11 protein-coding genes and 1 pseudogene are annotated in these 17975 nt (G+C 62.7%); 6 read left to right on the top strand and 6 right to left on the bottom strand.

The window, feature by feature from the left end; translation table 11 throughout:
- Window positions 1-89 precede the first annotated feature (89 nt).
- From ABIB29_RS19860 to ABIB29_RS19850, 3 genes and pseudogenes are all read right to left on the bottom strand, one after another.
- Window positions 90-605 (bottom strand): annotated as a pseudogene (locus tag ABIB29_RS19860) (ATP-binding protein); the annotation flags it as partial.
- Entirely contained in the window at window positions 605-1822 is a 1218-nt protein-coding gene (gene istA / locus ABIB29_RS19855; RefSeq protein ID WP_354174749.1) for an IS21 family transposase, read from the bottom strand. The pseudogene ABIB29_RS19860 and the gene istA, both read right to left, overlap by 1 nt.
- 201 nt (window positions 1823-2023) lie before the next feature.
- Window positions 2024-2872 carry a protein NO VEIN domain-containing protein gene (locus tag ABIB29_RS19850; protein WP_354174747.1) on the bottom strand — a complete coding sequence of 283 codons (849 nt, stop codon included), beginning with the start codon at window positions 2870-2872 and terminating at the stop codon, window positions 2024-2026.
- 229 nt (window positions 2873-3101) lie between these two features.
- Between ABIB29_RS19850 and ABIB29_RS19845 the strand changes: the two genes are divergently transcribed.
- Complete coding sequence (locus ABIB29_RS19845) at window positions 3102-4700, top strand: SIR2 family protein (RefSeq protein WP_354174746.1); 1599 nt, start codon at window positions 3102-3104, stop codon at window positions 4698-4700.
- A gap of 77 nt (window positions 4701-4777) precedes the next feature.
- Here the strand turns inward: ABIB29_RS19845 and ABIB29_RS19840 are convergent, their stop codons facing one another.
- Entirely contained in the window at window positions 4778-5434 is a 657-nt protein-coding gene (locus tag ABIB29_RS19840) for an NUDIX hydrolase (RefSeq protein WP_354174744.1), read from the bottom strand.
- Window positions 5435-5540: 106 nt separating this feature from the next.
- On the opposite strand from ABIB29_RS19840, the gene ABIB29_RS19835 reads away from it, so the two are divergent.
- The 5 genes from ABIB29_RS19835 (at window position 5541) to ABIB29_RS19815 (ending at window position 15814) form a co-directional block, all read left to right on the top strand.
- Window positions 5541-6506 carry an ARPP-1 family domain-containing protein gene (locus ABIB29_RS19835; RefSeq protein WP_354174742.1) on the top strand — a complete coding sequence of 322 codons (966 nt, stop codon included), beginning with the start codon at window positions 5541-5543 and terminating at the stop codon, window positions 6504-6506.
- Window positions 6503-7999 carry an ADP-ribosylglycohydrolase family protein gene (locus ABIB29_RS19830; protein WP_354174740.1) on the top strand — a complete coding sequence of 499 codons (1497 nt, stop codon included), beginning with the start codon at window positions 6503-6505 and terminating at the stop codon, window positions 7997-7999. Before ABIB29_RS19835 ends, ABIB29_RS19830 begins: the two co-directional genes overlap by 4 nt.
- 407 nt (window positions 8000-8406) lie before the next feature.
- Entirely contained in the window at window positions 8407-10911 is a 2505-nt protein-coding gene (locus tag ABIB29_RS19825) for a PD-(D/E)XK nuclease family protein (protein ID WP_354174738.1), read from the top strand.
- A complete protein-coding gene (locus ABIB29_RS19820; RefSeq protein WP_354174736.1) occupies window positions 10908-14138 on the top strand; it encodes a UvrD-helicase domain-containing protein in 3231 nt (1076 codons plus the stop codon). The genes ABIB29_RS19825 and ABIB29_RS19820 overlap by 4 nt, the downstream gene beginning before the upstream one ends.
- Entirely contained in the window at window positions 14135-15814 is a 1680-nt protein-coding gene (locus ABIB29_RS19815; protein ID WP_354174735.1) for an NERD domain-containing protein, read from the top strand. The genes ABIB29_RS19820 and ABIB29_RS19815 overlap by 4 nt, the downstream gene beginning before the upstream one ends.
- 39 nt (window positions 15815-15853) lie before the next feature.
- On the opposite strand, the gene ABIB29_RS19810 is transcribed toward ABIB29_RS19815, so the two are convergent.
- Window positions 15854-16117 (bottom strand): hypothetical protein, encoded by a 264-nt coding sequence (locus ABIB29_RS19810; RefSeq protein ID WP_354174733.1) that lies wholly within the window; start codon window positions 16115-16117, stop codon window positions 15854-15856.
- Window positions 16118-16432: 315 nt separating this feature from the next.
- A complete protein-coding gene (locus tag ABIB29_RS19805) occupies window positions 16433-17491 on the bottom strand; it encodes an EcsC family protein (protein ID WP_354174731.1) in 1059 nt (352 codons plus the stop codon).
- Window positions 17492-17975: the final 484 nt, after the last annotated feature.

Below are 17975 nucleotides of genomic sequence, written 5' to 3'. Positions count from 1 at the left end.
GAACGTCCATCACGGCCTGAAACGCCCCACCGTCAACGGCTTTACCGGCCACCACCGAATGCCTCGGCATAGTCACGGGCTCGGCATAGGTCGACGATGATCAGTCCGTAGCGCCGGAGCCTGGCCAGTTCCTGGGGCAGTCGTCCGCTCTGGTGTGCGGTCTGAAGCCGGGATATCCAGTCGATGGCGGTGGCGAACAGGACCCGGTGGCCCAGCTGGGTGGCCCTCAGTCCCAGACCGGTCGCGAGGTGGGTCTTGCCGGTTCCGGGCGGGCCGAGGACGACGATGTTGGAGGCTTCGGTGAGGAACGCTCCGGTGGCCAGATGCGCGATGGTGTCGCGTTTGAGGCCGGGTTGGTGGTCGTAGCTGAAGTCCTCGAGTGATTTGCGGGCGGGGAATCCGGCGGCCCGGGCGCGGGCTTCGGCTCCGGAGGCTTCGCGGGCGGCGACTTCCCGGGAGAGGACCGCTGCCAGGTATTCCTCGTGGGTCCAGCCGGCCTCGCGGGCCTGGTCCGCGAGCCTGGCTGCTGCTTCCCGGATCCGGGGTGCTTTCATCGCCCGGGAGTAGTACTCGATCTGACCGGCTGTTTCCTTGGCCTCGGTCATCAGGCGACCTGCCCGTCATCAACGACGACGCCGAAGGCCCGGTCGTAGTCGGCCAGGTCCCGGTGCCCGGATGTGTCCTCGGCAGGTGCCGGGTTCTGGAAGGCTTTCCGCAACGTCCGTGCAGCCTCGACGTGGTCTGGATCGGTGATGGTCTGGCCCGCGGCCCAGGACCGGGGGTGGCTTCCGACGCAGCGCCCGTCCAGGCTGATCGTGACAGTTTCCAGGTCTGCGGTGACGTCAACGAACCTGCCGATGGCCTGCGGGTGCACGGAGTAGTCGTTGAATCCCATCCGGACGTAGTAGTCCCGCGGGAGCCGGACCCTCGCGGCGAATCCGGTCACGGGCGGCACCGGAGGCAGTCCCAGCATGGCCAACTTGTCCCGAGCGAACAGCTCCGCGGGCCGGGCGCCGGTGCGCCGCACCAGCCGGGCATTGGCCTTCGGCAGCCAGCCTTCGAGCTGGGCGTTGAAGTCCTCCGGCGATACGAAAGCCCGTCCTGGCAGGAAAGAGGTCACCAGGAACTGGTTGGCCCGCTCCACGACGCCCTTGCTCTCCGGGTCGTAGGGCTTGACCTGCACGATCCTGGTCGCGAGGACACCGGCGAACGCCGCGACGCCGGCGGCGTAACTGTTCCGCCGCCCGATGCCGGTCTCGTTGTCCCAGATCAGCCGCCGCGGAACCGCGCCCAGGGACCCGAGCAGCTCCCACATCCCGGCCAGCAGGTCCCCAGTCATCCGCGAGGGAATCATCCGGGCCATGATGAACCGCGAATGCGAGGACACCATCACCAACACCGGCAGCATTCTGGGCTTGCCGGTGCCGATCGGTATCCGCACCTCCGGGAACCACAGGTCGCACTGCGCCTGGTCCCCGGGTTCGTAGCTGATCCGGTCCGCGGGATCCGCCGGGGCATACTCCGGACGGATCCTGGCCACGTTCTCACGGAACCATGCCGGGGACCCGGACCAGCCCACACGCTCGGCCACCACCGTCGCCGGCATCCGCGGGTTCTCCTTCAGCAAGGCCCGGATCGCCGGCTCCACCGCCTTGATCCCGGAGTCCTGCGGCGCCCGGACATATGCCGGCGGTCCGTCAGCGCTGACCGCCTTCGCCACCGTATTCCGCGAAATACTCAGCCGCGCCGCTATCGACCTCATCGACTCACCCTCGGCAAGATGCAACCGCCGAATAAGCGCCCAATCCTCCACTGTGATCACCCATCCAATCGTTTGGAACAGGTGGCTCAGTTTTCAACCGTCACAATGGCTCAATTTTCGACCGTCACCGACAGAACACCGCAAGCCAAGAGACGTCACTTGGGCACGCACGGCCAGCGCGGAGATCAAGTTAGCTCCAGCTGACTCCGGTTAAAGACGTCCATTACTTCTCGTGGCCCAGGTCGAATCAAGCCATCGGTCCTAGGCGGGACGCGGGAGCGCCATAAAGCCGTTCGACTCAAGGACGCAGCTAGCGTCGAGACTTCCGCGCAGCCGAAACCAAGCCGGGTCATGCCCGAAGCTGAAAACGCGAACCAGATGGTAGACATCGGAGTGCGCTCTGGAGACTTTCAACTCGTTGACGGTTACAAAAAACGGTGTCTCCGCCCGCGATCTTGTGGTCTTCACTTCAATGAGCTTTTCCTTGCCGCTCTCTTCAAACGAAAGGATGTCGTAGCCGTCCCCGTCTCCGCGCGACTGGCTGACGTGATCGATCCTGCGAGCCAGGTGGGCTTTGCCTGCCTTGACTAGCCGCCGATATTCCAGGTCAGCCACTACAAGCTCCCCAGCAAGCCCGAGGGCCCGGTTGCTTGCTTCAATTGCCGCATAGTCCGGGCGGCCGGTTTGGGCACTGGTCCACTTCGATGCTTCCGGAAGGATGATCGAGGGGATGCTAGCACTAGTGAAATCCAGCTTCCCGGTAGGGCTGGCCTTGGGGGCTTGTAGGGCTTCCGCCAGAACGAGCTCGATGAGGGACGGACTCAACGCCAGTTGGCGCTGAACTTCGGGAACCAAGGACTGCTGATAGTTCTGGGCCGGCTGATAGCCGCGGATCGGCCTCAAACCTAGCTTCATCAGCACTGCGGAAATGTTTTGGTGTTTGAATTCAATAGCTGACTCAGACCTGTTGGAGAGCAGCGGCAGAAGCACCTTCCGGTATCGGCTTTTGTTGTACGGCTGTCCGGAAACCTCCAGCCGCAGCATGTCCAAGTAACTTCGGACTGTCGCTGCCACTTCGGTCTCGGACCAATCCGTTGGTTTGCCTGCCATGCCGCCCCCAGTTCCCGAACTATCACTCGTTCCGGGCCAGGCTACATCACGGAATTAAGCGCAAGGCAACTTTGACCGTGCGAAACTGATGGGGCTGTGCCGAGCAACACAGTTGGATGAACGTAGGGATTGCTTCCTATTGAGGCTGCTCCCACGTCCCTCCAAACGCGCTGGAACGATTAGCGAGTCGTGCGCCGCAAGCAATAAGGCATCGGGGATAGGTATGAAAATGATTGATTCACATCTTTTCGTGACAATGGGAAACATTTTGCGCTTCCGCTGCGACGCCTGGCTGGCTCCGACCGACGAAGAGCTCAACTTTTTCAACGGTTGGACGGACGGAGTCAAGGGCCTGGCCGAAGCTGCGTCCTCGTCTGTCGGTCCGTCGTTCCGGCAGGGGAAAGCCTTCGCGGTGGCAGCCGAGGAATGGCCCAGCGAAGAACCCCTTCCCGTCTTCACCTCAGTCCCGTTTCGTGGCGTTGAGTCAGCCAACGACTTGGGTCCCAGGATCGCGGCATTCCTCCACGAGGCGGCACGCGCGGTCCTGTTGAGTCCACGCACCGGGACAGGACAATCACGCCGCGTGCCCTTGCTTGCACTTCCGTTCTTCGGTACAGCAGCCGGAGGGGGCGATCTTCAGCGGGGGGAGATCATGCACACTATCCTCCGGACTATCGTCCGGGAATTGCCAATGCTGGAATGTGATGTTGTCCTGATCCTCCAGGACGAAGCCGCGTTTGCCCTCGCGCAAGATATCCGCAGAGCAAACGAGGACACCTACTGGTCGCGGCTTTGCCGAGAGCACTTGGTCCAGGCCCAGAGCCTTGCACTTAGGGCCAGGGGTGGGCGGCTAGTTCCTTTCATGGGCTCAGGGGTGAGCGTCACGGCAGGTGCCCCTTCCTGGGAAGGTCTGCTGGACAAGCTGGCAGAAAGCGTCGGTTTGGACGACGATTTGGCGATGGGGTTTCGGAAACTCAGTCCCCTTGACCAAGCCAACATCCTGCAGTCCTTACACGAATCGCCGGACAGAATTGGGGATGAGGCGAGAGGATCTTTTGGCTCTCTCGTGGCGAGCTTCGTCAGGGTTGAAAAGTACGGACTGGCACCCACGCTTCTCGCGAACCTGCCATCTGATGGAGCGATCACGTTAAACTACGATTCGCTTTTTGAAAGCGCGAGTGCGGACGCAGGTCGGAGTCGGGCCATAATCCCCCAAGATTCGACGACCGCACAGGTCGACACAGATTCCCGTTGGCTCCTCAAGCTCCATGGCTCCGTTTCACAGCCGGACACAATCGTGCTGACGCGCGATGACTACCTTGGCTACAACGCGAATCGGGAGGCCTTGTCAGCACTCGTCAAAGCACACCTGATGACCCACCATTTGCTGTTCGTCGGCTTCGGACTGAAGGACGATCACTTCCATGAAATAGTCCATGATGTTCGCCGCGCAATGCCCAATGATCGGGGCGGTTCCGGGAGTCTTGGCACAGTGCTGACGCTTAATACAGATCCGCTACAGGAACTCGCATGGAAGGATAAGCTCAGTTTTATTTCCATGGAGGATCCTTCGTCAAACGACGCCGCACGTACCCTTGAAATCTTTCTTGATGCCCTGACCTGCTATTCAACCGAGAGCCACTTCTACTTCCTGGCGCCCAAGTATGAAGGTGGACTCAATGCAAAGGAGAGGCAACTGAGAAGAGAAATCCTCAAGCTGAAGACTCTCCCAGCAGCTGTCGGCGAAAGCAGCGTAGTAGGTGTCATCGACGCAATGCTGAGGACCCTGGGTTGGTCCGAAAACGCATCTTACGAGGGGGAGTTCTAAAATTTCCGCTTACGTCAGTGGTGCCGAAGGGCGCGATAAGCGTCGGAGCACGCATAAGGCCGACGACTTCTCGGACGCTAATTTCCCCGCACCCACAACCGTGACGGCCTTCCCCGCGTCCCGTCCGACATCTGCCCGGTCCCGGCCAGCATCGGCTCCATAAAACGACGGAACGTGTCACGCATCAACGTCTCGCCCGCCACAGCCTCGTGCAGCTCGCGCAGATCCTTCAGCGTGAAGGGTTCATCCAGCAACGCACCGGGATCCGGGGCCTCCGCATAGGCGGCCCGGAGCCACTCGACCGCCTTCGCCACAATCTCCGCGTGGCCGTACGGCAGCGCCGTAATCAGCTCCGGTTCCCCCGTCACCGAAGCCAGCCGGACGCCGTCGGACTCCAACGCCTCCTCCAGCACTGCAAGGGGCACCACGTCCACGTGCGCCACGGACAGCACCCAGCCGCGGTCGTCGCGCGCCGGGTCGTCAAAGACCTGCAACTGGCGCGGCACCCGCCCGGAAATGCCGGCCTTCTCCCGCAGTGACCGCAGCACCGCGTCCGCGAGCGTCTCGCGTGCGCGCAGGAACGTGCCGGGCAGCGCCCACCTCCCGTGCTGGTCCGGTTGCTCCCGTTTCACGAGCAGCACGCACACGCTGCCCCCGGACACCGTCAGCACCGCAGTGTCCACCGCCACCGAGGGCCGCGGGTAGTCGAGCAGGGACGTGCCAGGGCCGTTCATTGAATCCTTCACAGCATTATTTATCGCAGCCTTGCGCTAAAGATGCAAGCCGTGCATACTGAAGTCAATTAGCGCAGAAATGCTTTAAATCAAGCGGAGGTCCACCATGAAGGTTCCACAGCTCCACGTCGGCGCCGGCAGCAGGCTCGGCCCGCTCAGCATCTTCCCCGTATGGACCTCCGGGTCCGGCAGCCTGGGCATCAGCACCGGCACCCACGCCGACGTCGCCGTCACCGAACTCGCCAGCGGCCCCCAGGTCGCCCGGCTCACCGTCACCAACAACGGCCCGCACCCGGCCCTGCTGCTGGAAGGCGAGCTGCTCGAAGGCGGACAGCAGCACCGGACCTGCGCCCGCGACGTGGTGCTGGGCCCCGGCGAAACCCGCGACATCGACACCTTTTGCGTCGAGGCCGGCCGCTGGGAAGCCGGGGAAAGCAGCCACCGCCGGCAGGCACGGCGCGCCCCGCTGAACGTCTGGTCCGAGCTGGCCCACGGCCTCAGTGGCCAGCGCGGCGGCAACCGGCAGGGCCGCATCTGGGAACGGGTCCGCCGCTTCGACGCCGCCCGCGGCGCCTCGGTGACCAGCTCCCTGCTCGACCACATGGACCTCTTCCAGGAGGGACGGAACGTGCACAACCGCTTCGACGCGGCGGACGCCCCGGGCGCGCTGGAAGGCCAGCGCGGCGTCGTGATCGGCCTGGGCCAGCAGCCGCTGCTCCTGGAGGTCTTCGGCACCCACACGCTCTTCCGCCGGCACTACCGCCAGCTGATCGATTCCGCACTGCTGGACCTGGAACTCCTCTCACCCCACGCGCTGGCGTCCGGTCCCATGCCGGGGCAGCGGGCCCGCGAATTCACCGCCCACGTCCAGGCGCTGGACTTTGGAACCTTCGACGGCGGCGCCGCGGCGGTCGAGATCCGGAGCCACGGCTCCCTCCGCACCCGCAACGTCTCCCGTGCCGCGGGCACGGTTTCCGCCGCCGGCATCGCCGTCGAGCTTCCCAAGCGCCGCCCCCAGCTGGCCCACCTGACCGGCTGGAACACCCAACACCCCCTGATGGAGATGGCATGAAACTGACCCCCTTGCAGAATGACCGCGCGGCCGGCGTCCTCGTCGCCCTGGCCGCCGGCGACGCCCTCGGAGCCGGCTACGAGTTCGGCGCACCGCTGCCGGACGGCGCCGAGGTGACCATGAAGGGCGGCGGACCGTTCAGGTTCGCGCCGGCCGAGTGGACCGACGACACGTCCATGGCCATCCCGATCGCCCAGGCCTTGCTGGCGCCGGCGTCCGACGCCGGATCCTCCTCCCCCGCGGCGCTCACCATGGTCGTCCGCGCCTGGACGGCCTGGGCCGGCGAGGCCAAGGACGTGGGCGCCCAGACCAGCTCCGTCATCGCGGCCGCCCGCCGGCTCGCCGCGGCTGCCGGCCGGAGCAAGGTCCACGCGGCCGACTTCAGCGCCGCGGCCGCGGACTTCCATGCCCGCACCGGCCGCAGCACCGGCAACGGATCGCTGATGCGCACCGCGCCGCTGGCCCTGGCCTACCTGGACCGGGACCCGGCCGAACTCATGGCCCAGGCCGGGGTGCTGAGCGCGCTGACCCACGCCGACCCGGACGCGCAGGAAGCCTGCGGCCTCTGGTGCGTGGCCATCCGCGCGGCGGTCCTCACCGGGCGGCTCGATGTCCGGGCCGGTCTGCCCCTGCTGTCCGCCGACCGCGCTGCGGTGTGGCGGGAGCGGATCGAGGTGGCCGAGCGGTCCCGGCCGCGGGACTTCACCCGCAACGGCTGGGTGGTCGAGGCGTTCCAGGGCGCCTGGAGCGCCATCCACTATGCGGGGCTCTGGGTTTCCGGCCCGGCGCACCTGCGCGCTGCGCTGGAGGAGGCCGTGCGCGGCGGCCGGGACACAGACACTGTCTCGGCGATTGCGGGCGGCCTGCTCGGCGCCGCCTACGGCTACACGGCGGTGCCTTTCCAGTGGCGGCGTCGCCTGCACGGCTGGCCCGGGCTCCGGGTCCGCGAACTGATGATGCTCGGCATGGAGCTGGGCCGCGGCGAGGGCCGCCGGCCCGCGTCCTGGCCGCGCGCGGAGCGGCAGGACTACAGCAGGTGGGGCCGCACCGATGCGCTGGTCCAGCACCCGCACGACGACGGCGTCTGGCTGGGCGGGGTCGGCTCGCTGGAGCGGGTGGCGGAGCTGGGGATCGATGCCGTGGTGTCTTTGTGCCGGTTGGGGACTTCGGATGTACCGGACGTGGCGCCGGACGGCCACGCCACGTTCTGGCTGGTCGACTCCCCCGACGAGGATGACAATGCCCATGCCGCGTTCGTGCTGCGGGACGCGGCAGCCGCCGTTGAACGCTTCCGCGCGGAGGGTAAGACGGTGCTGCTGCACTGTGTGCGGGCCGAGTCCCGGACGCCGACCGTGGGCTCGCTGTACGGGGCGAAAGTAGCTGGAATTTCACCGCTGGAGGCGCTAAACGACCTGCGGCGGGTGCTGCCGGACGCGGACCCGAACCCGCTGTTTCTTCGGCTGCTGGAGGAAGACGAACCGGCCTGGCGATGAAGACGGACGAGGCCACGGCCTCAAGTGCCCAATATTGTCCGGCACTACTGGTAGGAATGTGACCATGACTACAATTCCTGAGCTAAGCGGGGAACCGACCAGCCATGGAGCTTGGTTGGAAACCGTCTGGTCTTTGCAGGGTTAGGGATCGAGCACGGGGGGAGTATTCTGCGGGGGCGAGACGACCCGATGCTTCCGTTCGCGGAAAGTCTGCGGTCGCTTAGTACTTCGCTATTAGCCACTTGACGCCGAAATCAAGGGCAGGCAGCGAATGCCACCGTTCACACGAAACAAATTGGCACTAAATGGGGGAATCTGTGGATATTGAGTTCGGTTTGTTCCTGGACCACGCCCCATGGGGACACGGCAATTCAGCATTGGGCTCCGTGCGCCTAGGTCCGCGGGGATTGACGCAGCTGCTGCAGACGCGACTGGGGCTCGGCCGACCGGAAGCCGTTCACACCAGACGGGTCAACCAATTCAAGGCACGACTGGCATCGGCAGCCACACCAGACGCTTGGTTCCACGATTCTTGGGCAACTGACCCTTGGTCGACGGCCGTGGAACTACTGGATGCCCGAGATGAGATCGTGAGCCACGGCTGGTCAGGTACAGTGCCGGACGACGCATCGGACCGGCTTCGTGCCCTAGCTGCTCTGGAGATTTCACCACTTCCACTGGACTCTGCCTCGGCGGATGACGTGGTGGAATTACTGGCTGAACTTGAGAATCCGCCGGCGGGCAAGTGGCCGCCGGGTATCACCAGCATTACGCCTCAGCATCCATGGGAGAGCTTCCCGGCTATATGGCAGAAGATCCTTCTGCAACTTCAGCGGCGCGGAGTTATCCTTGGCTCGCCGCCATCAGACATGGCAGGTGCGCCCTCCGTGTACTCCTTGACGACCACCACAGAATGGGAGGCGGCCGAACATGCAGCTCGGTGGCTAGCCTCAGGAGATAATTCCGGAGTCGCCGTTGTCGCCGGCACCGGCACCGCGGTGCTGGACCACGCCTTAGCAAGATGGGGCCTACCGCGCCTCGGTATAGGCAATCCGACAAAGCTACGCGTGATCGACCAGATCATTCCGCTTTTTTTCAATGTGATCTGGGCTCCGGCCGATGTGCAGCTCCTGGCTGAATTTATGAGCCTCCCGATAAGCCCCGTTCGGCGCAGCGCCGCGCGTAAGGTTCTACACGCATTGACCCAGCAACCGGGGACGGGCGGGGATGCCTGGACAAAGGCCTTGGCCGAAATTTCGAACAGTGACAATCTCGGCCCGACGGTCGCAGCCGAGCTGGACGAGCTTTTCAATTCGAGCCTCCTCACCGAAGGCGAAGCGACCGGTGCCGATGTTGCGGAACGCGCTGCGTGGCTCAGCACCCGTTTAAGGTCGCACTTGCACCGGCACCCTGAGCTGGATTCCTGCCTCAGTCAACTGGCGGAACTTACCGCCCTCCTGGACGACTCTGAGCACGTTTCCCGCCTGGACATTCGTCGCATGCTGAACTCTGTGCTTCCAGCCCGCCCTTCGACTTTGGTCACTGGCGAGGCCTCCCATTGGCAAGTCGTGCGAAGCCCCGTAGAAATCGCGGGCGATGTCGACACCATCCTTTGGTGGGGCTGCCAGGATGAGGGCGGAAGGCACCAACGCTATTGGAGCCCAGACGAGCAGGACGCCCTGGCTGTCACCGGCGTCATACTTCCGGACCCGGCCCACCTGGCAGAAGTCAAAACCTCGCTGACAGTGGCAGCCGCACGCCGATGCGGCACGCTACTGCTATTCCGGGCCAGCGAAATCAACGGCGAACCCACTCGACCTCACCCCGTCGTGGATGCCGTGGCCTTCGAACTGGGTACCGATGCCGTGGACTTCGCTGTGGAAGAGAAATCGCTCACCCTCGGAAATGTCTGGCAACTGGCCGGGCGAAGAACCTTGATGGCAACGGTCTGCCCACGCACCGTCGAAGCCCCTTCGGCCGTGCACTCTGCGGGTGCCAAGCCCGGGTTTATTCCACCCAGCGTGTCTTACACGCAGCTAAGTACTCTGATCGGCTGCTCCATGAAATGGGTTTTAGCCAAGCAGGCCCGGTTAAAAGTGGCGGACGCCCAAAGCGTACCCACGGGAAACAGCATGATCGGCACCCTAGTGCATCGCATCGTCGAGGAGCTCTTCACCGAACTCCATACGGAGAATCTGGCCGTACCGACTGCGGAACAAGTCGTAACCACGCTGCACGCTCTCGTTCCCAACTACGCATCAGAGCTGCTACTCCCTGGCAAGGGCAGCAAACTCGCCGGTCTCGAGCCCGTGATCGTAAAATCCGTCATCACGCTGTTCTCCACGCTACAGAAGGCCGGTATAGCCATCCACGCGATGGAACAGAAAATCGCCAAGTCGCTCGTAGTCAGCGTCAACGGTGAATCAAAAACCATTCCAATGACAGGGTCCATCGACCTCGTCGCCAGCGACCCCGCCGGCCGACCCGTCGTGGTGGACCTCAAGTGGACCAACCACTCCAGATACAAGTACGAGGAAGTCGCAGAGGGGCAGGCCATGCAGTTGGTTCTCTACCAATGGGCGCTCGCTGACATGAAATCTACCGAGCCAGACGGCGCCGCCGCCTATTATCTGCTCAAACAGGGCGAATTCGCCTCCGCATCGCCGCTGTTTGGCCCACCTCTCACTGCCACGCAGACCGGTGCCGAGACGTGGCGGAAATCCGTTCGGGCCGCTGAATTCTCGCTCTCAGAAGTGGCCAATGGCAGATTCGCTGCTGCCGGTCGCGACGACTTTATTGCCGTCCACGAACCGGAAAGAGCCGCAGCTGCCGGTGATCGGCTCTACCAAAAAGCACAATGCAGTTTCTGCGACTTTTCCGTTCTGTGCGGCCTGAAAGGGGACCTCTCATGAGCATCACCAGCGAGGCAGCGAGAAACGCCGTAGGCACAGACAACGTCCGGATGATCACGGCCAGTGCAGGCACGGGCAAGACCTATACCTTGATGCAAGAGATATCCGCCCAGATAGACGCCGGAATCCGACCAGACCAAATTCTGGCCACCACATTCACGAAAAAGGCTGCGGCTGAGCTAAACGCACGCGTCCGGGAAAAGCTGTTTAGCAGCGAACACCCGGAGGAGGCTCGCCAGATGTCTGTGAGCATGGTTGGCACCGTAAACAGCGTATGCGGACGGCTCCTCGCCGAATACGCCGTCGACGCCGGGCTTTCGCCTTTGTTGCAGACCATCGATGCGACGGAGCAGGCCCGAATCTTCAACCTGGCAACGGACAATGTTTTCACCAAGTACACGCCACGGATTCAGCCCCTGGCGGATCGGATCTCCTTCGCCGGTGACGAAGAACTTAAGTACAGCGGCACGGACTGGAGAGCTACAGTACGCAACATCAGTGCGGCAGCACGCAGCAATCGAATCAACGCACAGGGTCTCAGCGACTCCGCAGCGGCTTCTTGGGCAGGAATCCGGCATCTGCTCGACGTGCCGGGATCTGACAACCGCGCAAGATGGGTCCATCAGGTGCGTCAGGCTGTCATCTCAATTGAGGCGCATCACGTCGCGCTGCTGGACGCCGGCAAGAAAGTGCCGGGTAACCTGGTGACTGACTTGGGGAAACTGCGAACGCTAGGGGCCATCACCGATCCCGAGGCTCAGCCGTGGACCACTTGGCTTGGAGTCCGTGGCTCCAATGCGGAAGTCACTCGACAACTGGAGCCCTTGGTCTCGGAGATCGATAGTAGCCTGCTTAGCAATCCAGGGCTGCACACTGACCTGAAGAACTTCATCTTAGCCATGTTCGACTGCGCCGCGGAGTGCCTTGAAGCCTTCGCGTCCTTCAAGCAGACCTACGGTCTCGTGGACTTCACTGATCAGGAAGCCTTGGTCCTGGAACTTCTTGAGACCAACGACTCCTTCCAGAATTCCATCGGCCAGCGGATCAAGTTCATGGTGGTGGATGAATTCCAAGACACCAGTCCGTTGCAACTCCAGCTCTTCACCAGGTTCGCCGGTCTGGTGGACAAGGTTGTGTGGGTGGGCGATGCCAAGCAGGCAATATATGAGTTCCGTGGCACGGATCCAGAACTAATGAAGGCTGTGGCGGATACCGTCAGCGATCGTCGGCAGCTGCGCCATTCCTGGCGTTCCAGTGAGCGGGTAATCGGATTATCTAACTTGCTCTCTTCCGCAGTCTTTCCGCAGCTGACCCCGGGCGACTTCGAACTCAGAGTTCCCACTCCCGAAATGTCAAAGGAAGCGGCCCAGCGGGCAATCGGCGGCCACCGTGAAGTTTGGACGCTTGGCTACCTCAAGGGTGGGAAGAAGGATGTCAACGCGAGGTGCCAGGCTGCGGCGGCTGGAGCTGTGGACCTTATCCAAAGGCGCGGACTTAAGCCGAGGGATGTCGCTGTTCTTGCGCGTACAAACGACGAGGTCGAGTTCATCTCCGCAGCCCTTGCCGCATTGGGAGTCAAGGCAAACACCAACACATCCGGCCTCTTCACGTCACGCGAAGTGCAACTGGTACGCGCAGGAATGGCTTTCGTGGCCTCGGAGTGGGATACCGTCGCTTTGGCAGAGTTGGTCCACCTCCACCCGGAGCATCCCGCGCACGGTCGATGGGTCGAGGATCTTTTTGAGGGCGGGGATCCGTCTATGGCGCGCCAGGCCTGGGCTAGGGCGGACCTACTCACGGATCTTGTTGAACTGCGCCAGTCGGCCAGCCTGAGCACACCAACGGATCTGCTGCAGGAGGTGGTCCACCACCTCGGCGTAGTGGAGCTGATCAAGTCATGGTCCAATCCCTCCATGCGTCTGAAGAATCTAGACGCGTTCCGTGCCCTGCTCGAAAAGTACTACGAGTCCTCAGCAGCACTGGGTAAGCCCGTCACGCTCAGCGGTGCCTTGACGTTCGTAGCCGGATCCGAGGCGACAGGAAGCGACAACTACGGCGATAACGTCGTCAACGTCTTGACTTACCATCAGTCCAAGGGCTTGGAGTGGCCCGCCGTGGTGCTGGCCAGCCTGGACCGCAAGGTCACGCCCAAATCTTTCGGCGTCGCTGTGGAGGCTGGTGGCGAAGTGGACGTGGCAAGGCCCCTAGACGGCCGCTGGATTCGCTTCTGGCCATACCCTTTCGGACGCCATAAGAACAAGCGATTACACGATGCGGCGAATGCCACCGAAGTGGCCGGGAACGCGCTGCGGCGCCAGCAGTCGGACGCTGCAAGGGTGCTGTACGTAGGTATGACGCGGGCAGCTGAGGTGTGCTGCCTCACGGCCGCTGAACCTGAAGCCCCTTGGCTCAACGGGCTGGTGCCCGGGACACGCATCTACTGGGACTCCGATGCCAGCGGGGATGGCAGGCTCGTGGTTGACGGGGCGGGCGCCACGGCATCAATGGACGTCGAGGCGTTCAGTTATACACCTGTTGAATCCCCTCCCACCGGGTCCGAAGGGCGCCCGCCGTCATACACAGATGTTCTCCGGGCTGCCGCCAGAGCGGCGGCCGTTGGTCTGCTTCCCGCCAGCATCAAGGCCAGTGCGGTCGAAAGCGACGGCCTCCACGCCACCATCGAAGAAGTCGCGAATCTTGGACCACAGCTCATCTCGGGGGGATCCGCAACGTGGAAGCTGGTTGGATCCGCCATCCACGGTTACCTGGCGCTGCCACTTGACGCTGTGACGGCTGAGAACCGCGTGTTCGCGGCGCAGCGGCTGATCGACCGGTGGGGAGTTGGAGGCTACATCTCGGCCGAGTTAGTGGTGGAATCCGGCCGACGGATGAGCGCCTACTTTGCCGGCAGATATCCCGGCTCACGGCTGATCACAGAGCAATCTGTAAGGCACCGGACACCGGAACACCAGACCATGCAGGGCTGGATTGATCTGCTGGTGGAGACGCCGGCTGGACTGATCCTGGTGGACCACAAGTCCTATCCCGGTGATGATCCCAAGGCCCACATCCGTTCCGAGAACCTCGGCCAGATGAAGCTCTACGAGCAGTCAATCGAAGCGGCCACCGGAAAGCCTGTTTTGGCAACGCTCATCCATCTTCCGGCTCTAGGCAAGATCTACTCGGTCGAAACCACACATGTCACAGATAGTCGGGAGTTGTCGTGAGATGCATTCCAGCCGAGCCTGAGTTCGGCGATGGCCAGTTGGCCGAGAAAGCCGTCTGGGAAGCACTGAAGGCCAGCCTGCCGGAGGAGGCAGTGCTGGCGCATTCCGTCCACGTTCGGGACGGGCGGGCTGAGCATGAAATAGACCTGTTGGTGCTGTGGCCAGGCGTTGGAATGGCCGCCATAGAGGTCAAGGGCGGCCAGATTTCCGTGGACGGTGCCCAGTGGTACCAGTCGGACCGTAACGACAAGCGCAAGATTCAGAGCCCGGTCGCCCAGTCGCAGGGCTCACAGCACGCCTTCAAAAACTGGATCACCGACCAAACCGGGTCTCGCCTGACCAGTCGCTTCGCTTACCTCGTGGCCTTCCCATACACAAAGGTTCCTCAGAATTGGAGCATGGCTGGTTGCCCGCGAACCTTGGTCCTGGACCTGACGGATCTGCAATCCGCCGCGGAACTTGTCCGTCGGGCAATCGAACAGGAGGGAGGCGGCGCTACTCCACTGGCCGCTGCCTTCACTGAGCGAATCGTTCGCCAGCTAAGCGGAACTCTTGAGCCCTCCGGCGACCACCATGACCCTGCGCAGGACGAGTATGTGCAGGACCATCTGACCGAAGGACAGGCGGTGCTGCTCCGCGCAACGCGGTCACTGCGCCGTGTGCAATTCACCGGGGGCGCCGGTAGCGGAAAGACGTGGCTGGCTGTGGAAAAAGCGAAGATGCTCGCCAAGTCCGGGAAACGGGTTGGCCTGTTCTGCTACAACAAGGGCCTCGGTCAGTACCTCCAGGACCAGGTAGCGCCCTGGCGCCAAGCCAAGCCCGCGTTCACCGGGGAGTTCCACGACTACGCCCGCGGGCTCGGCGTGCCGGACGGCGCCGGCCAGGCCTACTTCGATGAGGAAATGCCCCGGCAACTCAAATCGCTCGCCGCCACCATGGACGCGTCGCTGAAGCTGGACGCCGTCGTCGTGGATGAAGCTCAGGATTTCGCGCCACTGTGGTGGGAAGCGCTGTTGGCTTGCACGAAGGACCCGGACACCAGCGAAGTCTTCGCGTTCCAGGACGATCATCAGGACGTCTATAGCCGTTGGACCGGCGCCTTGGGAGATTCCGGCCATCCTGCGGTTGGTCTGGTGCCCATCCACATCGACGACAATCTCCGGAACACCCGAAAGATCGCGGATACATTCAAGTCGTTCGCCGGCGAGCATTTCACTCCGAGAGGCAGCACGGGCTTGCCTGTCCGTCGAGTTGAATGTGCCACCGAGGACGCTTTGGACGCCGCTGAGGACTGTGTCGATGCCCTTATCGAGGAGGGGTGGGCGAACAACCAGATCGCCCTGCTGACGACCAAAGCACGGCACCCCATCCATCGAGAGTTCTTCGAGACCGGCACAACCGCGGACTATTGGCGCGAGTTCCACGCCAACGAACGAGAATTCTATGGCCACGTCCTGGGCTTCAAGGGCCTGGAGCGCTCCGTCATAGTGTTGTGCGTAAACGGTTTCAAGGAGCAAAAGCGTGCTGCGGAGCAGCTGTATGTGGGGCTCTCGCGTGCGCGGAGCCTCCTGATCGTGGTCGGCGACTCCGGGTTGCTGGCGGACGCGGGCGGTTCTGAACTGGGAAGGATTCTGTCGAGAGCCCAGGTTTGGAAGCCTGCTGACGTGTCGAAATGACCGGCGGCAGATGACGGTCCTGACCGCAATGTCCGACCCTCACCACCAGCGGTGGCGGCACTCCGGGTTCTGGCACGCCCATTCAGGAGTGCCCCACTCGACTTTGCCCGTGGCGGGGTATATGCGCTGTTCGTCGACGATCACGCAGCCAGCAAACTCAGTCTTGGACATCTCTTGGCGCGCCGACGGCATGATCATCCCGTAGGCAATCCGCCATCCCTCGTGGCCGCACACCGGGCACCGCCGTGTGGCGGCGCGTTTTGTCGTCCGGTCGGGGGAGTGGGGTGTTTCATCAGCAGTCATGGAAGCACTGTAGGCGGACGCTCTGACAGAAAAGGCATCTTGGGGCTACGAGAAACTTTTAGGGCTTAGCACTTTTTGTAACCCAGCCAGCTGGACGAAAACTTGAGGGGCCGCGCCGGGGCTGCTGTCCCGCCCATCGGATTCCAACACGTAGTGGAGGCGCTCGGTGTCCCTCAATGAGGCTTTGAGTTGTCTTGCATCGCATGCTTTACGAGACACTGCCGTTTCGAAGCACAGCTGCGGAGAGCCGCACGGATCCAAAGATGCGACTGCATCACAAGCGAGCCGGGCGAGGCGATCTAGCGCGAGTCGCTGTCAGACTGCGCTCGCGTCCTCGGTTTGAGGCGCCTTGCCAGGGCCTGTGTGATCGTGCTCGTCGATCTCTGTCCGCAATATGGCCTCGACATCTATCGGTTCTTCGTCGATAGCTTCGTCAAAGTTCGACGACGCCGCATCGTTTGCCTTAGTCTGCTCGACCCAGTCGTCGAACGAATAGCCGTACTTATCAGCGAGGTATCGGACCCGATAAACGCGGGTCGCGTCCCTGAGCGCGCGATCCAGCATGTCGTAGCTCAGGGCCGCGGAAACCAGTCCGCCAGCCACAGGCACCACTTGCGCCAGACGTTTTTGCGTGAGTTTGATGCCGATCCTCGCGAACACAAGTTGAATGACCTTGACCAAGATGTCTCTCTCAAGCTCTACCCACACCGCACGCCGCATCATCTGTTGACTCAACCGCGAGAGCGCGGAGAGTGCGGCCATCTTCCCCTCCAGGCTTGCCGCCGTGCTGTAGGACAGCACCCCCATTAGGAAGATCTCCTCTTCGGGTTCATTCGGGTCGTAGCCATAGTGGACCGCAACCTCAGCTACCGCACGGCCCAGAAGCGCCAATGACGCGGTGACATCACCAATGATCGCAAGGACTACCGCCCCCGCTGAAGCCCCACCGGTCACAGTCGTAGACACTTCGAGACCTGTTATGGTGAGTGACGCGCCCGCCGATTCGATCATTCCTATAACGGGAAGCAATTGCTTTGGTCTGCCCTTGTCGAGGGCCCGGAGGTCCAGTACTTCAAACGGGGAGGCGTCACCGATCTCAGGGTGCTGCTTACGGAGCCCCCGAATTCGCCGCTCAATCGAGACCGACGAAATGGCCGGCATGAAAACAGCCTTCGCCGCTCCGTTCAGCGCCACCGTGAGGGTGTCATCCAGGACCTCGGTCACGAGCTCGGCGCCCGGGATTCTCTTCACCGCATTACCAGTGGCTGATACCACCTCCGACATCTTGTCGGCCCCACGCGCCCGCCAGCTGCCGCGTCGAGATCGCTCGTCAGCAATGAGTTTTTCCCATGCCTGCTGCTCGTAGCTTGTCATGCTTGTTGTCATTGCGCTCTCTCCCCATGTTCCAAGGTCAGTACATCACCTGCGGCACGAAACGCGTCACTCAGAGTGCGCGTCGATAAGCGTGTCGCCGCAGCCGCCGACGACAAGCGGCCGGAGACGATGAGTTGGCACGGTCCACTAACAACACTGACCCCAGAACTGGCTATATGAGCCGTTTCGATAAGGCATCACCAGCCGCACGGAGATCGACAAGGGCCGGAAACATCCAAGGTTCGTTTTCGGGCACCAACCACCTCAAGACCACGAAACACCTCCCGCGCCCCGCGCGTTCGAACCGTCCCGTAACCCGGTCTGTCATCGCACCGCTAGTCTCTGATCAAGGCCGTCGCACGGTCTTCTTCATCTTGATGGCCGAACAGCCCGTTACATTTATTGGGTCCCCGACCGACGGGGACATGGTCGCTGGACCCGGTATGACTTTCTCGCCCTGTCACTGATGATCCGGGGGGTGTTG

The organism is Arthrobacter sp. UYEF36 (assembly GCF_040547025.1).
GTDB lineage: Bacteria > Actinomycetota > Actinomycetes > Actinomycetales > Micrococcaceae > Arthrobacter.
The sequence above is the reverse complement of the archived record's forward strand: the minus strand, read 5'-3'. Positions and strand labels throughout refer to the sequence as shown.